This is a genomic window from Variibacter gotjawalensis, from assembly GCF_002355335.1.
GTDB classification, from domain to species: Bacteria; Pseudomonadota; Alphaproteobacteria; order Rhizobiales; family Xanthobacteraceae; genus Variibacter; species Variibacter gotjawalensis.
In genome coordinates, this window is record NZ_AP014946.1 from 1,562,693 (window position 1) to 1,579,749 (window position 17,057).

The 17,057-nt window shown below is 63.4% G+C and carries 21 protein-coding genes and 1 pseudogene; 14 read left to right on the plus strand and 8 right to left on the minus strand.

The window, feature by feature from the left end:
- Positions 1-35 precede the first annotated feature (35 nt).
- Positions 36-599 carry a TetR/AcrR family transcriptional regulator gene (locus GJW30_RS07535; RefSeq protein ID WP_210421557.1) on the minus strand — a complete coding sequence of 188 codons (564 nt, stop codon included), beginning with the start codon at positions 597-599 and terminating at the stop codon, positions 36-38.
- A 90-nt stretch (positions 600-689) separates the two neighbouring features.
- Here GJW30_RS07535 and GJW30_RS07540 point away from each other — a divergent pair, with 90 nt between their 5' ends.
- Positions 690-1,952, plus strand: coding sequence for an MFS transporter (locus GJW30_RS07540; protein WP_096353727.1), 1,263 nt, complete (start codon positions 690-692; stop codon positions 1,950-1,952).
- Here GJW30_RS07540 and GJW30_RS07545 read toward each other — a convergent pair whose 3' ends face one another.
- Both GJW30_RS07545 and ftsY read right to left on the minus strand, forming a co-directional pair.
- Positions 1,953-2,921 (minus strand): Bug family tripartite tricarboxylate transporter substrate binding protein, encoded by a 969-nt coding sequence (locus tag GJW30_RS07545; protein ID WP_096353729.1) that lies wholly within the window; start codon positions 2,919-2,921, stop codon positions 1,953-1,955. It abuts the gene before it with no gap.
- A 67-nt stretch (positions 2,922-2,988) separates the two neighbouring features.
- Positions 2,989-3,921 (minus strand): signal recognition particle-docking protein FtsY, encoded by a 933-nt coding sequence (gene ftsY, locus GJW30_RS07550; RefSeq protein WP_096353731.1) that lies wholly within the window; start codon positions 3,919-3,921, stop codon positions 2,989-2,991.
- A 98-nt stretch (positions 3,922-4,019) separates the two neighbouring features.
- Here ftsY and GJW30_RS07555 point away from each other — a divergent pair, with 98 nt between their 5' ends.
- Both GJW30_RS07555 and GJW30_RS22580 read left to right on the plus strand, forming a co-directional pair.
- A complete protein-coding gene (locus tag GJW30_RS07555; protein ID WP_096353733.1) occupies positions 4,020-4,433 on the plus strand; it encodes a thioesterase family protein in 414 nt (137 codons plus the stop codon).
- Between the two features lie 106 nt (positions 4,434-4,539).
- Positions 4,540-4,857, plus strand: coding sequence for an H-NS histone family protein (locus GJW30_RS22580; RefSeq protein WP_130364795.1), 318 nt, complete (start codon positions 4,540-4,542; stop codon positions 4,855-4,857).
- A gap of 72 nt (positions 4,858-4,929) precedes the next feature.
- Here GJW30_RS22580 and GJW30_RS07565 read toward each other — a convergent pair whose 3' ends face one another.
- Genes GJW30_RS07565 through GJW30_RS07580 form a run of 4 tightly spaced genes read right to left on the minus strand, consistent with a single transcriptional unit; the run spans position 4,930 to position 7,347 of the window.
- On the minus strand, positions 4,930-5,400 hold the full coding sequence (locus GJW30_RS07565) for a DUF1178 family protein (RefSeq protein WP_096353735.1): 471 nt from the start codon (positions 5,398-5,400) through the stop codon (positions 4,930-4,932).
- Positions 5,397-6,278 (minus strand): carbon-nitrogen hydrolase family protein, encoded by an 882-nt coding sequence (locus tag GJW30_RS07570; RefSeq protein ID WP_096353737.1) that lies wholly within the window; start codon positions 6,276-6,278, stop codon positions 5,397-5,399. The genes GJW30_RS07565 and GJW30_RS07570 overlap by 4 nt, the downstream gene beginning before the upstream one ends.
- 3 nt (positions 6,279-6,281) lie before the next feature.
- Positions 6,282-6,542, minus strand: coding sequence for a glutaredoxin 3 (grxC, locus tag GJW30_RS07575; RefSeq protein ID WP_096353739.1), 261 nt, complete (start codon positions 6,540-6,542; stop codon positions 6,282-6,284).
- Between the two features lie 31 nt (positions 6,543-6,573).
- Entirely contained in the window at positions 6,574-7,347 is a 774-nt protein-coding gene (locus GJW30_RS07580; RefSeq protein ID WP_096353741.1) for a ComF family protein, read from the minus strand.
- A 59-nt stretch (positions 7,348-7,406) separates the two neighbouring features.
- Here GJW30_RS07580 and GJW30_RS07585 point away from each other — a divergent pair, with 59 nt between their 5' ends.
- The 8 genes and pseudogenes from GJW30_RS07585 to GJW30_RS07620 all read left to right on the plus strand — a co-directional run bounded on the left by GJW30_RS07585 (position 7,407) and on the right by GJW30_RS07620 (position 13,130).
- Entirely contained in the window at positions 7,407-8,288 is an 882-nt protein-coding gene (locus GJW30_RS07585; RefSeq protein ID WP_096353743.1) for a methyltransferase domain-containing protein, read from the plus strand.
- A 53-nt stretch (positions 8,289-8,341) separates the two neighbouring features.
- Positions 8,342-8,806 (plus strand): nuclear transport factor 2 family protein, encoded by a 465-nt coding sequence (locus GJW30_RS07590; protein ID WP_096353746.1) that lies wholly within the window; start codon positions 8,342-8,344, stop codon positions 8,804-8,806.
- 76 nt (positions 8,807-8,882) lie between these two features.
- A complete protein-coding gene (locus GJW30_RS07595; RefSeq protein WP_096353749.1) occupies positions 8,883-9,401 on the plus strand; it encodes a MaoC family dehydratase in 519 nt (172 codons plus the stop codon).
- A gap of 1 nt (position 9,402) precedes the next feature.
- Complete coding sequence (locus GJW30_RS07600) at positions 9,403-9,846, plus strand: DUF1801 domain-containing protein (RefSeq protein ID WP_096353752.1); 444 nt, start codon at positions 9,403-9,405, stop codon at positions 9,844-9,846.
- A gap of 10 nt (positions 9,847-9,856) precedes the next feature.
- Entirely contained in the window at positions 9,857-10,282 is a 426-nt protein-coding gene (locus tag GJW30_RS07605; protein ID WP_096353754.1) for a DUF1801 domain-containing protein, read from the plus strand.
- A 9-nt stretch (positions 10,283-10,291) separates the two neighbouring features.
- The gene (locus GJW30_RS07610; RefSeq protein WP_096353757.1) at positions 10,292-11,458 is read left to right on the plus strand and encodes an acyl-CoA dehydrogenase family protein; all 1,167 of its coding nucleotides are present in this window, start codon (positions 10,292-10,294) and stop codon (positions 11,456-11,458) included.
- Between the two features lie 3 nt (positions 11,459-11,461).
- Positions 11,462-12,218, plus strand: a pseudogene (locus GJW30_RS07615) (AAC(3) family N-acetyltransferase).
- Positions 12,219-12,281: 63 nt separating this feature from the next.
- Entirely contained in the window at positions 12,282-13,130 is an 849-nt protein-coding gene (locus GJW30_RS07620; protein ID WP_096353760.1) for an alpha/beta fold hydrolase, read from the plus strand.
- Between the two features lie 3 nt (positions 13,131-13,133).
- On the opposite strand, the gene GJW30_RS07625 is transcribed toward GJW30_RS07620, so the two are convergent.
- Entirely contained in the window at positions 13,134-13,385 is a 252-nt protein-coding gene (locus GJW30_RS07625) for a YMGG-like glycine zipper-containing protein (RefSeq protein ID WP_096353763.1), read from the minus strand.
- A gap of 238 nt (positions 13,386-13,623) precedes the next feature.
- Between GJW30_RS07625 and GJW30_RS07630 the strand changes: the two genes are divergently transcribed.
- The 3 genes from GJW30_RS07630 (at position 13,624) to GJW30_RS07640 (ending at position 16,950) form a co-directional block, all read left to right on the plus strand.
- Positions 13,624-15,009: a CmpA/NrtA family ABC transporter substrate-binding protein gene (locus GJW30_RS07630; protein ID WP_096353766.1), complete on the plus strand. Its 1,386-nt coding sequence runs from the start codon at positions 13,624-13,626 to the stop codon at positions 15,007-15,009.
- A 211-nt stretch (positions 15,010-15,220) separates the two neighbouring features.
- Positions 15,221-16,060: a nitrate ABC transporter permease gene (gene ntrB / locus GJW30_RS07635; RefSeq protein ID WP_096353769.1), complete on the plus strand. Its 840-nt coding sequence runs from the start codon at positions 15,221-15,223 to the stop codon at positions 16,058-16,060.
- A gap of 5 nt (positions 16,061-16,065) precedes the next feature.
- A complete protein-coding gene (locus GJW30_RS07640; protein WP_096358711.1) occupies positions 16,066-16,950 on the plus strand; it encodes an ABC transporter ATP-binding protein in 885 nt (294 codons plus the stop codon).
- The last annotated feature ends 107 nt before the right edge of the window (positions 16,951-17,057 follow it).

Consider the following 17,057-nt stretch of genomic DNA (forward strand, 5'->3'; position numbering starts at 1 on the left):
CGCAGTGTATCGCGCAATTTCGAAACTGGAAGCGTTCAAGTGAGGTCGGCGGTGAGCGCCTCTGCGGCCGCAAGCGCTGCGGCGGCGACAGTCGCATCGCGCCGCACCAAAAACTGCGCGATGGTACCGTCGAAAAGGATCGCAAGCTGTTTTGCGAGAAGCTCCGGGCGCGATGCTCGGCCAAGCTTCGCGAGGTCGCGAAACCACGCCTCGCGCGCATCCTTCGCATTCGTCGCGACCGCGACGGCGGGATGCTTCCGGTCGCTCAGCTCGGCGGCCGCATTGATGAACGCGCAGCCGCGAAAGCCATCGTCCTGTAGCCTCTGCGCCAACTTTTCGAACGCGCGCAGGATCTGTTCGCGCGCCGAGCGGTCGGCGTGAATGCGGAAGTTTGCCGTATGCGCGCCGACATAAGCTGCGACCAGCGCGTCCTTCGAGTCGAAGTGATGATAGAGCGTCCGCTTCGTGACGCCCGCCGCGGCCGCGATTGCATCGACCCCGACCGAGTTGATGCCGTGGCCGTAAAACAGCTCGTCCGCGGCGCGCAGGATGCGGTCGCGAGTGTCGCGCGGCTTCGCTTCAGCTTGTGTTTCTCTCATGGTCGGCATGCGTCTGACGCAGAGTAACCCAGTTGCTTATCCGTCAAGGCCAAGTATACCGATCTGTATACTTCATGCAAGGCGGGACGGATGTCGGACACTGCGCAAGCCAAAGCCGCGAGCGATCGCATCTCGTCCCAGCAGTTGATGATCCTCGGCGGCGCCGCCGTCATGCTGAGCCTCAGCATGGGCATGCGGCAGAGCTTCGGGCTCTTCCAACCCGGCATCATCCGCGATGTCGGCGTGACGTCGGCGGATTTCTCGCTCGCCATCTCGATCCAGAACATCATCTGGGGCATCTCGCAGCCATTCATCGGCCTGCTCGCTGATCGCTACGGTGCGCGCTGGGTCTCGATGGGCGGCGTCTGCGTTTATCTCCTCGGCCTCGTCACGATGATCTTCGCGACCGGAACACTGACGCTGATCCTCGGCGCCGGCATATGCATCGGCCTCGCGCTGTCCTGCACAGCGTCGAGCATCGCGATGTCGGTGACGTCGAAAACCGTGTCGCCGGCGAAGCGCAGTGTCGCGATGGGCTCGGTCTCGGCCGCGGGCTCGCTCGGCCTCGTGCTCGCTGCGCCGCTCGCGCAAACGCTGATCACGCATGCGGGCTGGCAGGTCGCGCTCGTCGCGTTCCTCGGCCTCGCGGCAGTCATGATCCCCGCCGCTTTTTCGGTTGGCGGCGCCGACAAATATCCGGCCGCATCGAGTCTCGGCAACGACACGTCGGTGACGGAAACCGTGCGCGCCGCGCTCGGCCATTCGGGTTACGTCATCATGGCGCTGGCCTTCTTCGTCTGCGGCCTGCAGCTCGTTTTCATTACGACGCATCTGCCGACATATCTCGCGCTGTGCGGCATGGATCCAGGCCTCGGCGCGACGACGCTCGCGCTCGTCGGCCTCTTCAACGTCATCGGCTCGTATCTGTTCGGCTATCTCGGCGGCATCTACCCCAAGCAATATCTGCTGGGCGGCGTTTATCTGCTGCGCTCGCTCGCCGTCGCGGTCTACTTCATGACGCCGCCAAGCGTGACGTCGACGCTGGTTTTCGGCGCCGTGATGGGAACGCTGTGGCTCGGTGTCGTGCCGCTGGTGAATGGCCTCGTCGCGCAGCTCTTCGGCTTGCGCTACATGGCGACACTCACCGGCATCGCGTTCTTCAGCCACCAGGTCGGCTCGTTCCTCGGCGCTTGGGGCGGCGGACTGATCTACGATCGGCTCGGCAGCTACGATCGCGCATGGCAAGCCGCCGTGTTGATCGGCGTGATCGCGGGTCTCGCGCAGATGACGATGAACGTGACGCCGCCCGCTCCGAAAGATGCGCCGGGGGTCCCTGTGCCGCGCGCCGCGTAACTATTCAGATTTGATGTTGGCGGCCTTGATGACGGCCGCCCAACGCTCGACTTCGGTCGGGAGGCTCGCGGCAACTTCCGCCGGAGAGCGCAGCGCCGCCGTCAGTCCCTGCTGCGCGATCGCAGCTTTCGGGCCGTCATGCTTCAACGCGGCCGCGATGGCGGCATGAAGACGCTCGACATTGGCGGGCGGCGTTTTGGCCGGCGCGAACAACGTGAACCACGCATCGGCCTCGACGCCTTCGATGCCGCTTTCACCGAGGGTCGGTACGCCGCCGAGACGGATCGCGCGCTTCGCGCTCGCAACGGCAAGCGCGGGCAGGGCACCCGAGTCGATCTGCGAAATCACGGTCGGTAGAGTCGCGAAAGACAGATCGAGACGCTCGCCGAGCAGCTCCTGCAGCATCGGCGCGGAGCCGCGGAAGTGGACGGGTTGCATTTGTAGCCCGGCTTTCACCTTGAACAACTCGGCGCAAAGGTGTGACGCCGAACCGTTGCCTGTCGAGCCGTAATTCAGCGCGCCTGGCTTTTGCTTGGCGAGCGCGATCAGCTCTTCGACGCTCGTCACGCCGAGTTCCTTGCGGACGACCAGAACATGCGGCGTTTCGGCAATCCCGATGACGGGTGCGAAATCCTTCACGCCGTCGTAGCTGATCTCTTTCAGCAGACTTTGGTTGGTCGCGTGCGTCTGGTTGGTGCCGAGCACGAGCGTATGCCCGTCCGGCTCCGCGCGTGCGACCAGCGTCGTGCCGATGGTGCCGGCGCCGCCGCCGCGATTGTCGACGGTGATCGGCTGGCCGAGATTGCCCGTCGCTTCCTGTGCGATCAGCCGCGCAAGCAGGTCGACGGGACCGCCGGCCGGATATGGCACGACGATCGTGATCGGCCGCGATGGAAACGTTTGAGCCTGCGCACGCGATGCGACAAGCGCGGCGGCACCAGCGATTAGAGCGTGACGTCTCGTCAGCATTCTACTTACTCCAATCCCGCAACCGCGCGCGCGAAGTCGCGCGCCTGATTGTGTCTCGGCAGTCCCACTATTCCAAGCCTGCAACCGCGCGCGCGAAGTCGCGCGCCTCGAACGGCTCCAAATCATCGATGCCTTCGCCGACGCCGATGAAGTGCACCGGCAGCGCGAATTTCTCCGCGATGGCGACCAGGATGCCGCCGCGCGCCGTACCATCGAGCTTCGTCATCACGAGCCCGGTGACGCCGGCGGTTGCGCGGAAAGCCTCGACCTGGGCGATGGCATTCTGGCCGACGGTGGCATCGAGCACCAGCAACGCCGCGTGCGGCGCGCCGGCGTCGATTTTCTTCATCACGCGGACGATCTTTTCCAGTTCGTCCATCAGCTCGGCGCGATTCTGCAGACGTCCAGCCGTGTCCATGATGAGCACTTCGGCTCCGTCCGCCTTTGCGGCCATCAATGCATCGAAGCCGACACCGGCCGCGTCCGAGCCTTGCGTGCGCGCAACCACCGGCACGCCGTTGCGGTCGCCCCAAATCTTGATCTGCTCAATCGCGGCTGCGCGGAACGTGTCGCCGGCCGCCAGCATCACCTTGCGGCCCTCGGCGCGGAATTTAGCCGTCAGCTTGCCGATCGTCGTGGTCTTGCCGGAGCCATTGACGCCGACCACCAGCACGACGAACGGCTTCACGCTCTCGTCGACGGAAAGGGGCTTTGCGACCGGAGCCAGCGATTTCTCGACCTCGCTGGCGAGCACGGCTTTGATCTCGTCGGCCGAGATTGCTTTGTCGAAACGTCCTTTGCCGACAGCCGCCGCGATACGGGCTGCAGCCGTCACGCCGAGGTCGGCCCGGATGAGGACATCCTCGATGTCCTCGAGCATCGCGGCGTCCAGCTTGCGCTTGGTGACGAGGTCAGTGATCGCGGTGCCGATCGAGGATGAGGTGCGCTTGAGCCCCTGGCTCAGCCGCTTCCACCACCCGGCCTTAGGTTGATCGTTCACGCAACACTCTCCGACATTCGGGGTCCCTTCTAACGGCTCGGTCTTGAAAAGTCATAGGCCGCTCGTGCAACAAGACGCCAAACACAAGGGAGAAGAAAATGGCACTCAGCGTAGGGCTGACCAACTCGGAAGAAATCGTGGTCACGGAAGCGCTTACGGTTCCGGCCATGGCCCACGCCTTCGGGTCATTCACGAGCATGCCGCCGGTCTTTGCCACCGCCTTCATGGTGGCTTTCGCCGAATACGCCTGCCTTCAACTGGCTGATGAACACCTTCCGCCCGAGCAACGCACGGTCGGGACGCACGTCGACCTGAGCCATTTGGCCGCAACCCCGATCGGGATGCGGGTGACGGCGAATGTCGAACTCGTTGAGGTCGAGGGCCGCAAGCTGCGCTACCGGGTCGAATGCCGGGATGAGAAAGACGTTATCTGCGAGGGCTTTCACGAGCGAGCGGTTATCGACGTCGCGAAGTTCGGTGGCCGGCTCGCGGCCAAGTCGCAGGCGGCTTAGCTGCAACGTATAGTTGAGTTGCGCAACTTGCATAGGTACGGAATCAACTTATAAAGTCCCGCCTTCTGGATTCGCCAACAACCCTGCCAAAAAAGAAGAGGATCCCTTGTCCCGTTCAGCACAATCGAATGATATCGATTTGCGTTCGCTCTCGGTCGACGAACTCATCGCGCTCGACGCCAAGATCCTCGAACTGATCAAATCGAAAAGGCAGACTCTGCAGGCGAAAATCGCCATGATCGAGCTGCATATGGGCCCGCTGCCCGAAGGCCCGCGCAAGCGCGGCGTCAAGAAGGGCACCAAGCTGGCGGCGAAATACAAAGGCCCGAACGGCGAGACCTGGTCCGGCCGTGGTCTGCAGCCGAAGTGGCTCACGGCCCTCGTTGGCCGCAGCGGCAGCGTCGAAAAATATCGGCTCCGCTGAAATTTCCGGTAATTAAATAATGCGGCGGCCCGGCTTGTCCGGGCTATCCACATTTTTATTCTGCCGCCGCAGTTAATTCCGATCGTCAGGCAATACCGGCAACGGAAGGACCTCGATGCCTTCCTCATGCAGCGCTTTCGCGTCGTCGAACGACGCTTCGCCGTAGATCGAGCGCGTTTCGCTCTCGCCGTAGTGCATCTTGCGGGCTTCTTCCGGAAACTTCGCGCCAACGTCGGTGGCGTTTTTCACGACGTGGTCGCGCAATTCCTTCAATTTCGTCCGCAATTCACGCTCGCCGTCCGACATCATCGCGATCGGCGAGGCTTCGTTCGCAACCGCCGGCGTTGCGGCCTTTTTGCGCGACGATTTCTGGCGCTCGGTCCGCCCGAGTTGCGGCGCCATCAGCGACTTCTCGACTTTCGTCGATCCGCAATTTGGACAAGTGACCAAACCGCGCTTCGCCTGCTTATCGTAAGCGGCGGAGTCGGCGAACCAGCTTTCGAAGTGATGGTCTTTCGCGCAACGAAGGGTGTAGCGGATCACGTCTTCGCCCCGACGACGTGCAGATGCGCCGGCTCCGCGAGCGGCGCCGTGATCTCGAAACGGCGGCCGTGCTGCAGCGACGGCACGCGGGCGCGCGACGTCGTGATCTCTTCAGCGTCGAGATCCGCCATCACGACCCCGGGCTCGGTGCCGCCTTCCGCAATGACGCGGCCCCACGGATCGACGACCATCGAATGGCCGTAGGTCTCGCGGCCGTTTTCATGCGTGCCGGCCTGCGCGGCCGCGAGCACGAAGCTGCCATTCTCGATCGCGCGCGACCGCATTAGCGTCGACCAATGCGCCTCGCCGGTTTGCCGCGTGAAGGCCGACGGAATGGTGAGGAACGACGCGCCGGATTCCGCCAGCGCGCGATACAGCGCGGGGAAACGGAGATCGTAGCAGATCGTCATGCCGACGCGGCCGAACGGGAGGTCGACCAGCACGGCCTGTTCGCCCGGACGATAAGTGCGAGACTCGCGATAGCTCTCGCCGTTCGCGAGATCGACGTCGAACATATGTATCTTGTCGTAGGAGGCGAGCACCTCACCGGACGGATCGATCATGAAGCCGCGGTTGGCGGCGCGATCCGGCGCGACTTTGATCGCCATCGAGCCAACGTGAATGTGAATCCCGAGTTCGCGCGCGAGCGAGCAGAAAGCCGCAAGGCTCACGCACTTCTCTTCCTCGTTGATCTTCTCGAACAGGACGTCGCGCTTGACCTCCATGATGTTCGTCATCTCGGGCGTCTGCACGTAGACGGCGCCTTGATCCTTCGCCTCGCGGATCAGCTTAGCGGCCGCATCGACGTTGTCAGCGGGCGTTCGGCTCGCGCGCATCTGGATCAGGCCGATGCGGATCTTGTCTTTGATGTCAGTCATGCGTCAGCTCGCGATCAGGGCGTCGAGTTTGCCGTCGCGCTCGAGCGCGTGGAGGTCGTCGCTGCCGCCGACATGGGTCGAGCCGATGAAAATCTGCGGCACGGTCCAGCGGCCGTTCGAGCGGCCCAGCATCTCGCGGCGCTTGTCGCCGTCGGAACCGCTGACGTCGATTTCGTTGAAGGCAGCGCCCTTCCGCTTGAGCAACGCCTTGGCCGCCGCGCAGTAGCCGCACATTGGCGTCGTGTAGATGTCGATCTGGGCCATCGGAGTGTCCGGTTGTGGCAGCTTTATTGTCTTATATGGGCGGACCGATGTGGTTCACAACCCTGGCGAAAACCAGGACATCGACCCGCGCCGCCCCTGCGCGCATCAACGTTCGGGCGCAAGCCTGGACGGTGGCGCCCGAGGTCAGCACATCGTCGACCAGCACGAGGTTGCGACCCGCGACTGCATGCCGACGACCCTCAGGCACCGCGAACGCGCCCTGAATGTTGCGGACGCGCTCGGCCTGGCTCAGCCCGACCTGCTGCTGCGTTGCCCGAATACGCTTCAAAACATCGGAGAGAACCGGGCGGTCCGAGGCCGCGCCGATCCTTTTTGCGAGCGTCGCCGACTGGTTGAACCGCCGCGCCCACAGCCGCCGCCAATGCAGCGGCACGGGCACCAGCGCGTCGGCGTCGGCTAGGAGTTCGGCTCCGGCGCGGGTCATCCAGCCAGCCAGCATGGGCGCGAGGTCCATGCGATCGCCGTATTTGAAGGCATGCACAAGAGTTCGCGAGACGTCGTCAAAGCCAACAGCCGCCCGCGCCCGGTTATAGGCCGGAGGCTCCGCGATGGCTTCCGGCGATAGCAGGCCGGGTCCGCTGTCGTAGGCGAAAGGCGTCCCTAGCCGCTCGCAATAGGGCCGCGATATGAAACTGAGGCGAGACCAGCAATGCGGGCACAGCCCGGCTGGATCGGCGACCGGGTCGCGGCAGACCGGACAAAGCGGGGGCAGGGCAGCGCCGAGCGCCAGCGACCAGCCGCGGCGAACGTAGCTCGTCAGCGCATGAGCCCGTGAGAAGTCCATGGCACGACGGTATCGCGCGGCCGGTACGGCCGCAATTCGCGCGCTCGCTGATTTGCGCTATGACGACGCCGATGGACACGGCTCCGCAGATATTCGATCGCGCTCTGATTGCGCGACGGCAACGGCGCGCGTTACGCGATCCCGCGACGTTCCTGCTCGACCGCGTCGTCGATGAACTTGCCGATCGCCTATCGGTAATCCTGCGCGAGTTTCCGGTCGCGGTCGATCTTGCGACGCCGGGCGGACGCCTCGCGCCGTTACTTGCCGCGCGCCGCGGCGCAACGCAAACCATCACGACCGGCGCTGGCGGCGAGCTTGTCGCCGACGCGGAGGCGTTGCCGTTCGCTGAGGCTTCGCTCGACCTCATCGTCTCGGCGCTCGCGTTGCAGTTCGTCAACGACTTGCCGGGCACGCTCGCGCAGGCGCGCCGCGCGTTGCGGCCGGACGGTTTGTTTCTCGCGGCGCTCCTCGGCGGCGATACGCTGACCGAGCTGCGCCAATCCTTTGCCGAGGCCGAGACAGAACTCACCGGCGGCGTGTCGCCGCGCGTTGCGCCGTTCGCCGATGTGCGCACGCTCGGCATGCTGCTGCAGCGGGCGGGTTTTGCGCTGCCGGTCACCGACGTCGACCGCGTCACCGTGCGTTACGAGACGCCTTTTGCGCTGCTGCACGATTTGCGCCGCATGGGCGCGACCAATCCGCTGACCGAACGCCGCCGTGTCCCGCTCCGGCGCGGCGTGTTGCTGCGCATGGCGGAGATTTACAAGCAGCGCTTTGCGGGCGCGGACGGCCGCGTGATGGCGACGTTCGACATTGTATGGCTGACCGGCTGGGCGCCGCATGCGAGCCAGCAGCAACCGCTGCGTCCCGGTAGTGCGAAGACGCGCCTTGCCGATGCATTGCGCACGACAGAACGGCCGGCCGGCGAGAAGGCGGGTTGAACGATGGGACTGCGTCCGGCATCATCGCGGCAAAAGAAACGCGGAGAGACGCCATGGACGCTAAAGCAACCTTGAAAGAGTTCTGCAGCGCGGTCGAACGGCGCGACGGAAAGGCACTCGCAGCCCTATTCACCGAAGAGGGCGTCTACCACGATATTTTCTACGGCGCGTTCAAGGGCCGCGCGAAGATTGCCGAGTTGATCGACGATTGGTTTTACCGCACGGCGCAGGATTTTCTCTGGGACATGCACGATCCCGTCACCGACGGCCGCACGCTCTATGCGCGCTACACCTTCAGCTACAAGTCGAACCTGCCGGAGGCGAAGGGTGGTCGTGCGATGTTCGAAGGTGTCGCCATCATCACGCTGAAGGACGGTCTCTTCGCCGAGTATCACGAGGTCGCGAACACGGCGACCGCATTTGTCGACTTGAATTTCGCGCCCGAGCGCATTGCAAAGATCGTCGCGAAGCAGGGCGCTGCATTGAAGGCGCGGCCCGAAATGGCGCGGCATCTTTAGACAGAGCCGCAAATTGACACGCCGCTGCGCGCCTTCCTAAATGCGCGGCAACAAAAACCAATGAGGAACACACGGGATGGCAGGCACGACCAAAGAGGTCGGTCCCAATCGGTATCGCGAGAGCTTCGGCCGTTACTACGAGGAGTTCGTGGTTGGCGATGTCTATGAGCATCGCCCGGGCCGCACGATTACTGAAACCGAGAATACGTGGTTTACGTTGCTGACGATGAATCAGCACCCGATCCACTTCGATTCTGAGTACGCCAAGCATTCCGAATTCGGCCGCTGCATCGTCGCGTCGCCGTTCACGGTGTCGCTGCTTGTCGGCATGAGCGTGAGTGACGTCAGTCAGAAAGCGATTGCAAATCTCGGCTGGACCGACATCAAGCTGACGCATCCGGTCTTCGCCGGCGACACGCTTTACGGCGAAAGCGAAGTGCTCGAGAAGCGCGAGTCGAAATCGCGGCCGGATGCCGGCATCGTGTCGGTGCGCACGATCGGCAAGAACCAGGACGGCGTCGTCGTCTGTACGTTCGACCGCACGATGTTGGTGCAGCGGGAAGGCCACGCACTCGAAGAGAAAGCGAAGTACTGAGATGGCGAAGGCCGTCGCAAAGCCGAAACCCGCAAAGACCGGCGAGCCGGTTTTGCTTTCCGGCGGCAACCCGCAGATCGCAAAGGGTTACGGCGATGCTCCCGTGCAGGCTTACATCGCGGCGATGCCGGGATGGAAAAGCGATGTCGGACGGAAGATCGATGCGCTGATCACGAAAACCGTGCCCGGCGTGAAGAAGGCTGTGAAGTGGAATTCGCCGCTGTATGGCATCGAGGAGGGTCGCTGGTTTCTAGGCGTGCACGTCTTCGCAAAATACGTGAAGGTTGCGTTCTTCGAGGGTGCAAAGCTCAAGCCAGAGCCGCCGGTCGCATCGAAGCAACAACACGTGCGCTACTTTCACATTCATGAGAATGATGCGATCGACGAGACGCAATTTGCGAAGTGGGTGAAGCAGGCGAGCAAGTTGCCTGGCGAGAAAATGTGAGAATACCGGAATGAAGAAAGCGACGGTTTCCAAGGCGAGTGTCGACAAGGCGAACGTGTCGCCCGCGAAGTTGATTGACGGCCGCATCAAGGAGCTTGGCGATTGGCGCGGCGAAACGCTCGCGCATGTCCGCAAGCTGACTAAAGAAGCCGAGCCCAACGTCGTCGAAGAATGGAAATGGCGCGGGGTTCCCGTGTGGGAACACGCCGGCATCATCTGCACGGGCGAGACATATAAGAGCGCCGTGAAGCTGACCTTCGCGAAAGGCGCGGCGCTCGACGATCCGGCAAAACTCTTCAACTCCAGCCTCGACGGCAACGTCCGCCGCGCGATCGATATTCATGAAGGCGACAAGATCGACGAGAAAGCCTTCAAGGCTTTGATCAAGTCGGCCGTCGCACTCAACAACGCGAAGCCCGCAAAAAAGAAAAAATAAGGGACCGAGATGAGCACAGCCGCGCGCAAGAACACGCTCGAAGAAGAAGGCGAAATCCTCGACGCCATCGGCCGTTGGCTGGAGCGCGACGTCCGCCCGCACGTGCACGCGCTCGAGAAGGATGACATCTATCCGGTCGACATGGTCGAGCAGATGAAGTCGCTAGGACTGTTTGGCGCGACCATCGGCCAGGAATATGGCGGTCTCGGTCTGTCCGCGACGACCTACGCGCGCATCGTGCAACGCGTGTCCGAAACGTGGATGTCGCTCTCCGGCATCTTCAACTCGCATCTCATCATGTCGGCTTGCGTCGAGCGCGTCGGTACCGAAGAGCAGAAACGCCGCCTGTTGCCGAAATTCGCCAGCGGCGAAGTGCGCGGCGGCCTCGCACTCACCGAGCCGGATTGCGGCACCGACCTGCAAGCGATCCGCACGCGGGCGGTGCGCGACGGCGATGACTACGTCATCAACGGCACGAAGACGTGGATCTCGAACGGCATCTACGGCTCGGCGTTTGCGGTGCTGGTGAAGACCGACCCGAAAGCCGAACCGCGCCATCGCGGCATGAGCATGTTCGTCTGCGACAAGGGTGAAGGCTTCTCAGCCTCGCGCAAGCTGGAAAAGATCGGCTACAAAGGCATCGACTCGGCCGAACTTGTCTTCGACAACTATCGTGTCCCGGCCGCGAACCTGATCGGCCTCGAAGAAGGCAAGGGCTTGCAGACGACGCTGGGCGGCCTCGAACTCGGCCGCATCAATGTCGCGGCGCGCGGCTGCGGCGTGGCGAAAGCTGCGCTCGATCTTTCGGTGAAATACGCGCAGGTGCGCAAGACATTCGGCAAGCCGATCGCCGAACATCAGGCGATCGCGATGAAACTTGCCGAGATGGCGATCCGCTCCGAGAGCGCGATCGCGCTCACCTACAACGCCGCGATCGCCTATGACGCCGGCCAGCGCTGCGACATGGAAGCCGGCATGGCGAAATACACGGCATCCGAAGCCGCGCTCGCCAACGCGACAGACGCGATGCGCATCCACGGCGCTTACGGCTACTCGAAGGAGTTCGATATCGAACGCCTCTATCGCGACGCGCCCTTGCTCTGCATCGGGGAAGGCACCAACGAGCTGCAGAAGATCATCATCGCGAAGCAGTTGGTCGAGCGAAATCCGGTCTGACGCGTGGCTTCGGTTACCGAACTGACGCAGCAGCTCCGCACGCTTGGCGTCGAGCCGGGGAGCGTGTTGCTAGTGCATGCGTCGTTCCGCGCCGTGCGCCCGGTCGATGACGGCCTGCGTGGTTTGATCGATGCGTTGCGCGCGGCAATTGGGCCGGAGGGGACGCTCGTCATGCCGTCGTGGACGGGTGACGACGCGACGCCGTTCGATCCGAAGAAGACGCCGGCCTCCGCGGATCTCGGTGTTCTCTGCGATACGTTTTGGCGGGAGCCTGGCGTTCTGCGTTCGGACCATCCGTTTGCGTTCGCGGCACAGGGTCCGCGGGCGGCCGAGATCGTTGCCGACCCTTTGCCGCTGCCGCCGCATAGTCCGGCAAGTCCGGTCGGACGCGTGCATGATCGCGACGGCCTAGTGCTGCGTCGGGTCCGACGCCAACACGACGCTCCACCTCGCCGGGTTGATCGCAAATGTTCCGTATCGTCTGCCCAAGCACATCACGATCCGCGAAAACGGGCAGCCGAAGCGCATCGCGTACGGCGAGAACGATCACTGCTGCGCGCGCTTTGTGCTCGCGGAGGATTGGCTTCGCGCCGAAGCTCTGATCCGCGCGGGCAGAGTCGGCAATGCGAATGCCAAGCTTATGCGCGCCCGCGATATCGTAGGCGTTGCGACGGCGCGGCTCGCCGACGATCCACTGATCTTTCTTCACCCGCCGGAAGCCGGCTGCGCTGAGTGCAACGAAGCGCGCGCGAGCGTGTGACGGCCTTTGCGATGCCGGGCCGTTATGCTCTAGTCCCGCCGCTGTCCGAACGGAGAACTATCGATGCTACGCACGGTCATCGCGGCCTTGTTGGGGCTTGCCGGCTGGACAGCGTCCGCCTTTGCGCAACCGATCCCGCCCGGCGACAGCCAGCAGAATGTGAACTTCGGCCGCCAAGTCTTGCGCGTCTTCACGTATCGTCCGAACTGCCAGAACCCGCAGCTTCTCGTCGTTTTTCACGGCCTTAACCGCAACGCCGAGAACTATCGGAAATCCGCGCAGCCGCTCGGCGATCAGCTTTGCATGATCGTAATCGCACCGGAATTCGACAAGGAGCGTTTCTCGTCCTCGGCGTATCAGCGTGGCGGCATCGTGCAGAAGCGCCGCGTCATGCCTTACAACGATTGGACTGTGCAATATGTGCCGGCGATCATCCGTTGGGCGCGGACGGTCGAGCAGCGGCTACTCGATGCTTATCTGATCGGACATTCGGGCGGCGGCCAATTCCTCAGCCGCGTTGCCGCGTTCATGCCCAATGATGCGCGGCGCATCGTCATCGCCAATCCGGGCACGCATGTCTTCCCGAATATGGCGGAAGCGCCGTTCGGCTTTGGCGGCGTCTATCCGCCTGGACAAGAAGAGGGACACATTCGCCGCTACCTCGCGGCACCGGTAACGATCTTCCTTGGCGAGGAGGACACCGGTGACGAAAACCGTAACGACAGCGACGACGCGACCGCGCAAGGCGGAACCCGGCTGGAGCGCGGGCGGAATGCCTTCGCAGCCGGCCAAGCGCTCGCGCGGCAGCGCGGTTGGGCGTTCAACTGGCGGATCGTCGAATTGGCCGGTGTCGGCCATAGCGGGCGGAAGATGTTTTCCTCCCGCGAGGCGCTCGACGCGCTCAGGCCTTAAGGCTTAGCGGCGGCGGCAGACCCGGCGGCCGTTGGCATTGCGCCAGCAGCGGCGGCCACCGCTCGACAGGCGCGGCCCGCCGACTGTCGCGCCGATCACGCCACCGGCGACCGCGCCGACCGGTCCGGCGATCAATGCGCCCGAACCTGCACCAATGGCTGCGCCCGTCAGTGTGCGTTCGCTTTGGGCGTTTGCGGCCGGAACGGCGGCCACCATCGACATCGCCACAATCGAAGCCATCATAATTCTGCGCATAGGCGTATCCCCGTCATTGCTTACCGCTCAGGCAACTGGCTGGCAGCATCCAGGTTCCATTCGCCCAATCATTGGGCAATGACTAATCGGTGATCACGGGAAAGCGGCTTGAACCTGCCCGCTGACCGAAAATTGCGGGTTTGCGCGCGCTTTGGCGCTGCAGCCGGGGTGGCATGTCGGTTGCAAACTCTCGCGCGAGGCGCAGCCAATGCGCCCGGCACACGAGAGGGCAAGCTAGATGTCGACCTTCGACGATCCGTTTGATGCCAACCGGCGGCTTCGCGCCGAAGGCTGCAGTTGCGGCCTGCACGCGAGCGAGGCCGAGCATCGTCGCTCGTCGCAGCTTCAATGCGTGCCGGTCGAAAGCGAGGAGAAACGCTACGAGCAGGTCGTCGCCTCGGCGGTGCTGCGCAAAATCTTCCCGCAGGATAAATCCCGCCGCGCGTTTCTGCAGTCGGTCGGCGCCGCGACGGCGCTCGCCGCCGTGTCGCAATTTTTCCCCGTCGGCGCCGCGACCGAAGTCTTCGCGCAAGGCGCCGGTGCGCTCGAAAAGAAGTCGCTCAAGGTCGGTTTCATCCCGATCACCTGCGCGACCCCGATCATCATGGCCGAGCCGATGGGCTTCTATAAGAAGCACGGCCTCGAAGTCGAAGTGATCAAGACGGCCGGTTGGGCCGTTATCCGCGACAAGACGATCAACAAGGAATACGACGCCGCGCATATGCTCTCGCCGATGCCGCTGGCGCTCACGGTGGGTGCCGGATCGAACCCGATCCCGTATACGATGCCGGCGGTGGAAAATATCAATGGCCAGGCGATCACGCTGGCGATGAAGCACAAGGATAGGCGCGATCCGAAGTCGTGGAAGGGCTTCAAGCTCGCAGTGCCGTTCGATTACTCGATGCACAATTACTTGCTGCGCTACTACCTCGCGGAGCACGGCATCGATCCGGACGCCGACGTGCAGATCCGCGCGGTCCCGCCGCCCGAGATGGTCGCAAACCTGCGCGCCGACAATATCGACGGCTTCCTTGCGCCGGACCCCGTGAACCAGCGCGCCGTGTATGACGGCGTCGGCTTCATCCACATTCTCTCGAAGCAGATCTGGGATCGACACCCGTGCTGCGCCTTCGCGGCATCGAAGGAATTCGTCACGACGATGCCGAACACTTACGCGGCATTGCTCAAATCGATCATCGACGCGACCGCCTTCGCGACGAAGCAAGAGAACCGTAAACAGATCGCCGAAGCGATCGCGCCCGCAAATTACCTCAACCAGCCCGTGACCGTGGTCGAGCAAGTTCTAACCGGCGTTTTTGCCGACGGTCTCGGCACCGTGCAGCGCGTGCCGGACCGCATCGATTTCGATCCGTTCCCGTGGGAGTCGTTCGCCGTGTGGATCCTCACGCAGATGAAGCGGTGGGGCCAGATCAAAGGTGACATCGACTACGCCGGTATCGCGAAACAGGTTTTCCTCGCGACCGACACGACGAAGCTGATGACCGAAGTCGGCCTCACACCGCCGAAGGAAACGATGAAAACCTTCGTTGTCATGGGCAAGACATTCGATCCCGCTAAGCCTGAAGATTACTTGAACAGCTTCGCGATCAAACGGCCGGCATAATGTGGAACCGGTCGCTTTTGTTCGCATTGTGCTCTCGCGCGGAGACAATTCCGTGCGGGAGAAACGCCGAGAGGCGAGGACCGAACCAGCGATGGTTCTCGCAGGCACCTGAACATGGGGAACCTGCCCGGCGAGCTCGGCTCGACGGTCCTCCCCTCTCTGCGTTCATTCGTTATCCTGACAGCGCGGCTGAGACGAAGGCGCGCTGACGATGCCGACCGCACAGACCTGGCGGGCGGCCGCCATTTCCCTCGCGATCTTGGTTGCGTTTTTGAGCGTGTGGCATCTTGCGACGCGCGGCACCGGCGTGACCGCCAACATGGATCCCGAATACGCGAAGCTGATGGGGCAGACCGCGACGCAAGGCAAATCCGCGATGCCGGGCCCGTTCGATGTCGCGACGACGATTTGGGGGCATCTGAAAAGCCCATTCTATGACAACGGCCCGAACGACAAAGGCCTCGGCATTCAGCTGGCGTATTCGATTGGCCGCGTCGGTCTCGGCTATCTGCTCGCCGTACTGGTCGCGATCCCGATCGGATTTCTCATCGGCATGTCGCCGCTGATGAGCCGCGCGCTCGATCCGTTCATCCAAGTGCTCAAGCCGATCTCGCCGCTCGCCTGGATGCCGCTCGCGCTTTACACGATCAAGGACTCGAGCGCGTCCGCGATCTTCGTGATCTTCATCTGCTCGGTGTGGCCGATGCTGCTCAACACCGCGTTCGGCGTCGCCTCCGTGCGTAAGGAGTGGCTCAACGTCGCGCGTACGCTCGAGGTCGGAACGTTCCGCCGCGCCTTCACCGTGATCCTACCAGCGGCGGCGCCGACGATCGTCACCGGCATGCGCATTTCGATCGGCATAGCGTGGCTCGTCATCGTTGCGGCTGAGATGCTGGTCGGTGGAACGGGAATTGGATACTTCGTCTGGAACCAATGGAATAATCTTTCGATCACAAATGTAATTGTCGCGATCCTGACGATCGGCGTGGTCGGCATGATCCTCGACCAGATGCTCGCGGCGCTCGGCCGCTCCGTAACTTACCCGGAGTGAGCCGCATGACCGAGCGCTTCATCTCCATCGAGGGCATCGCCAAGCGCTATCCGGCGCCGAACGGCAAGACCACGACCATCTTCGAGAATTTCTGGCTCGGCATGGCGCGCGGCGAATTCTCCTGCATCATCGGCCACTCCGGCTGCGGCAAGACGACCGTGCTCAACGCACTCGCGGGCCTCGATACCACGACCGAGGGCGCGATCATCGTCGACGGCCAGGCGATCGAAGGCCCGAGCCTCGACCGCGCCGTGATCTTCCAATCGCACGCGCTGCTCCCATGGCGCACCGTGCTCGGCAACGTCGCGTATGCGGTGTCGTCCAAGTGGCGCAAGTGGTCGCGCGAGCAGGTCCGCGCGCATGCGGAGAAGTTCATCGCGACGGTGGGCCTGCGCGCCGCGCTCAACAAACGCCCGTCCGAACTCTCCGGCGGCATGAAGCAGCGCGTCGGCATCGCGCGCGCGCTCTCGATCGAGCCGAAGATCATGCTGATGGACGAGCCGTTCTCCGCGCTCGATGCGCTCACGCGCGGCACGCTGCAGGACGAGGTGCGCCGCATCTGCCTCGAGACCGGCCAGACCGTGTTCATGATCACGCACGATGTCGACGAGGCGATCTACCTCGCCGACCGCATCGTGCTGATGACCAACGGCCCCGGCGCGGTCATCGCCGAGATCGTCGAGAACCCGCTGCCGAAGGACCGCACGCGCATCGACCTGCACAAGCACCCGCACTACTACGCGATCCGCAACCACATCATCGATTTCCTCGTCACCCGCTCGAAGAATTTCGACGCCACCGGCCACGACCCGAAGAACCCGAAGGTCGTGCGCCCCGGCGCGGGCGGACCCGTCGAGGCGACGCCGAGCGTCCACGCGAGGACGGCGTGACGATGGCGCACCGCATCGCGCAGAGCCGCAGTGTGCTCCCTCTCCCGCAGGGTTCGCTTCGCGAACCGGGGGAGGGTTGGGGAGGGGGAATTGTTTCGGCCAAGCGC

Coding starts and splice junctions, on each gene's coding strand:
- GJW30_RS07535 (WP_210421557.1), bottom strand. CDS start 599: ATGAGAGAAACACAAGCTGAAGCGAAGCCGCGCGACACTCGCGACCGC.
- GJW30_RS07540 (WP_096353727.1), top strand. CDS start 690: ATGTCGGACACTGCGCAAGCCAAAGCCGCGAGCGATCGCATCTCGTCC.
- GJW30_RS07545 (WP_096353729.1), bottom strand. CDS start 2,921: ATGCTGACGAGACGTCACGCTCTAATCGCTGGTGCCGCCGCGCTTGTC.
- GJW30_RS07555 (WP_096353733.1), top strand. CDS start 4,020: ATGGCACTCAGCGTAGGGCTGACCAACTCGGAAGAAATCGTGGTCACG.
- GJW30_RS07570 (WP_096353737.1), bottom strand. CDS start 6,278: ATGACTGACATCAAAGACAAGATCCGCATCGGCCTGATCCAGATGCGC.
- grxC (WP_096353739.1), bottom strand. CDS start 6,542: ATGGCCCAGATCGACATCTACACGACGCCAATGTGCGGCTACTGCGCG.
- GJW30_RS07580 (WP_096353741.1), bottom strand. CDS start 7,347: ATGGACTTCTCACGGGCTCATGCGCTGACGAGCTACGTTCGCCGCGGC.
- GJW30_RS07585 (WP_096353743.1), top strand. CDS start 7,407: ATGACGACGCCGATGGACACGGCTCCGCAGATATTCGATCGCGCTCTG.
- GJW30_RS07590 (WP_096353746.1), top strand. CDS start 8,342: ATGGACGCTAAAGCAACCTTGAAAGAGTTCTGCAGCGCGGTCGAACGG.
- GJW30_RS07595 (WP_096353749.1), top strand. CDS start 8,883: ATGGCAGGCACGACCAAAGAGGTCGGTCCCAATCGGTATCGCGAGAGC.
- GJW30_RS07600 (WP_096353752.1), top strand. CDS start 9,403: ATGGCGAAGGCCGTCGCAAAGCCGAAACCCGCAAAGACCGGCGAGCCG.
- GJW30_RS07605 (WP_096353754.1), top strand. CDS start 9,857: ATGAAGAAAGCGACGGTTTCCAAGGCGAGTGTCGACAAGGCGAACGTG.
- GJW30_RS07610 (WP_096353757.1), top strand. CDS start 10,292: ATGAGCACAGCCGCGCGCAAGAACACGCTCGAAGAAGAAGGCGAAATC.
- GJW30_RS07620 (WP_096353760.1), top strand. CDS start 12,282: ATGCTACGCACGGTCATCGCGGCCTTGTTGGGGCTTGCCGGCTGGACA.
- GJW30_RS07625 (WP_096353763.1), bottom strand. CDS start 13,385: ATGCGCAGAATTATGATGGCTTCGATTGTGGCGATGTCGATGGTGGCC.
- GJW30_RS07630 (WP_096353766.1), top strand. CDS start 13,624: ATGTCGACCTTCGACGATCCGTTTGATGCCAACCGGCGGCTTCGCGCC.
- ntrB (WP_096353769.1), top strand. CDS start 15,221: ATGCCGACCGCACAGACCTGGCGGGCGGCCGCCATTTCCCTCGCGATC.
- GJW30_RS07640 (WP_096358711.1), top strand. CDS start 16,066: ATGACCGAGCGCTTCATCTCCATCGAGGGCATCGCCAAGCGCTATCCG.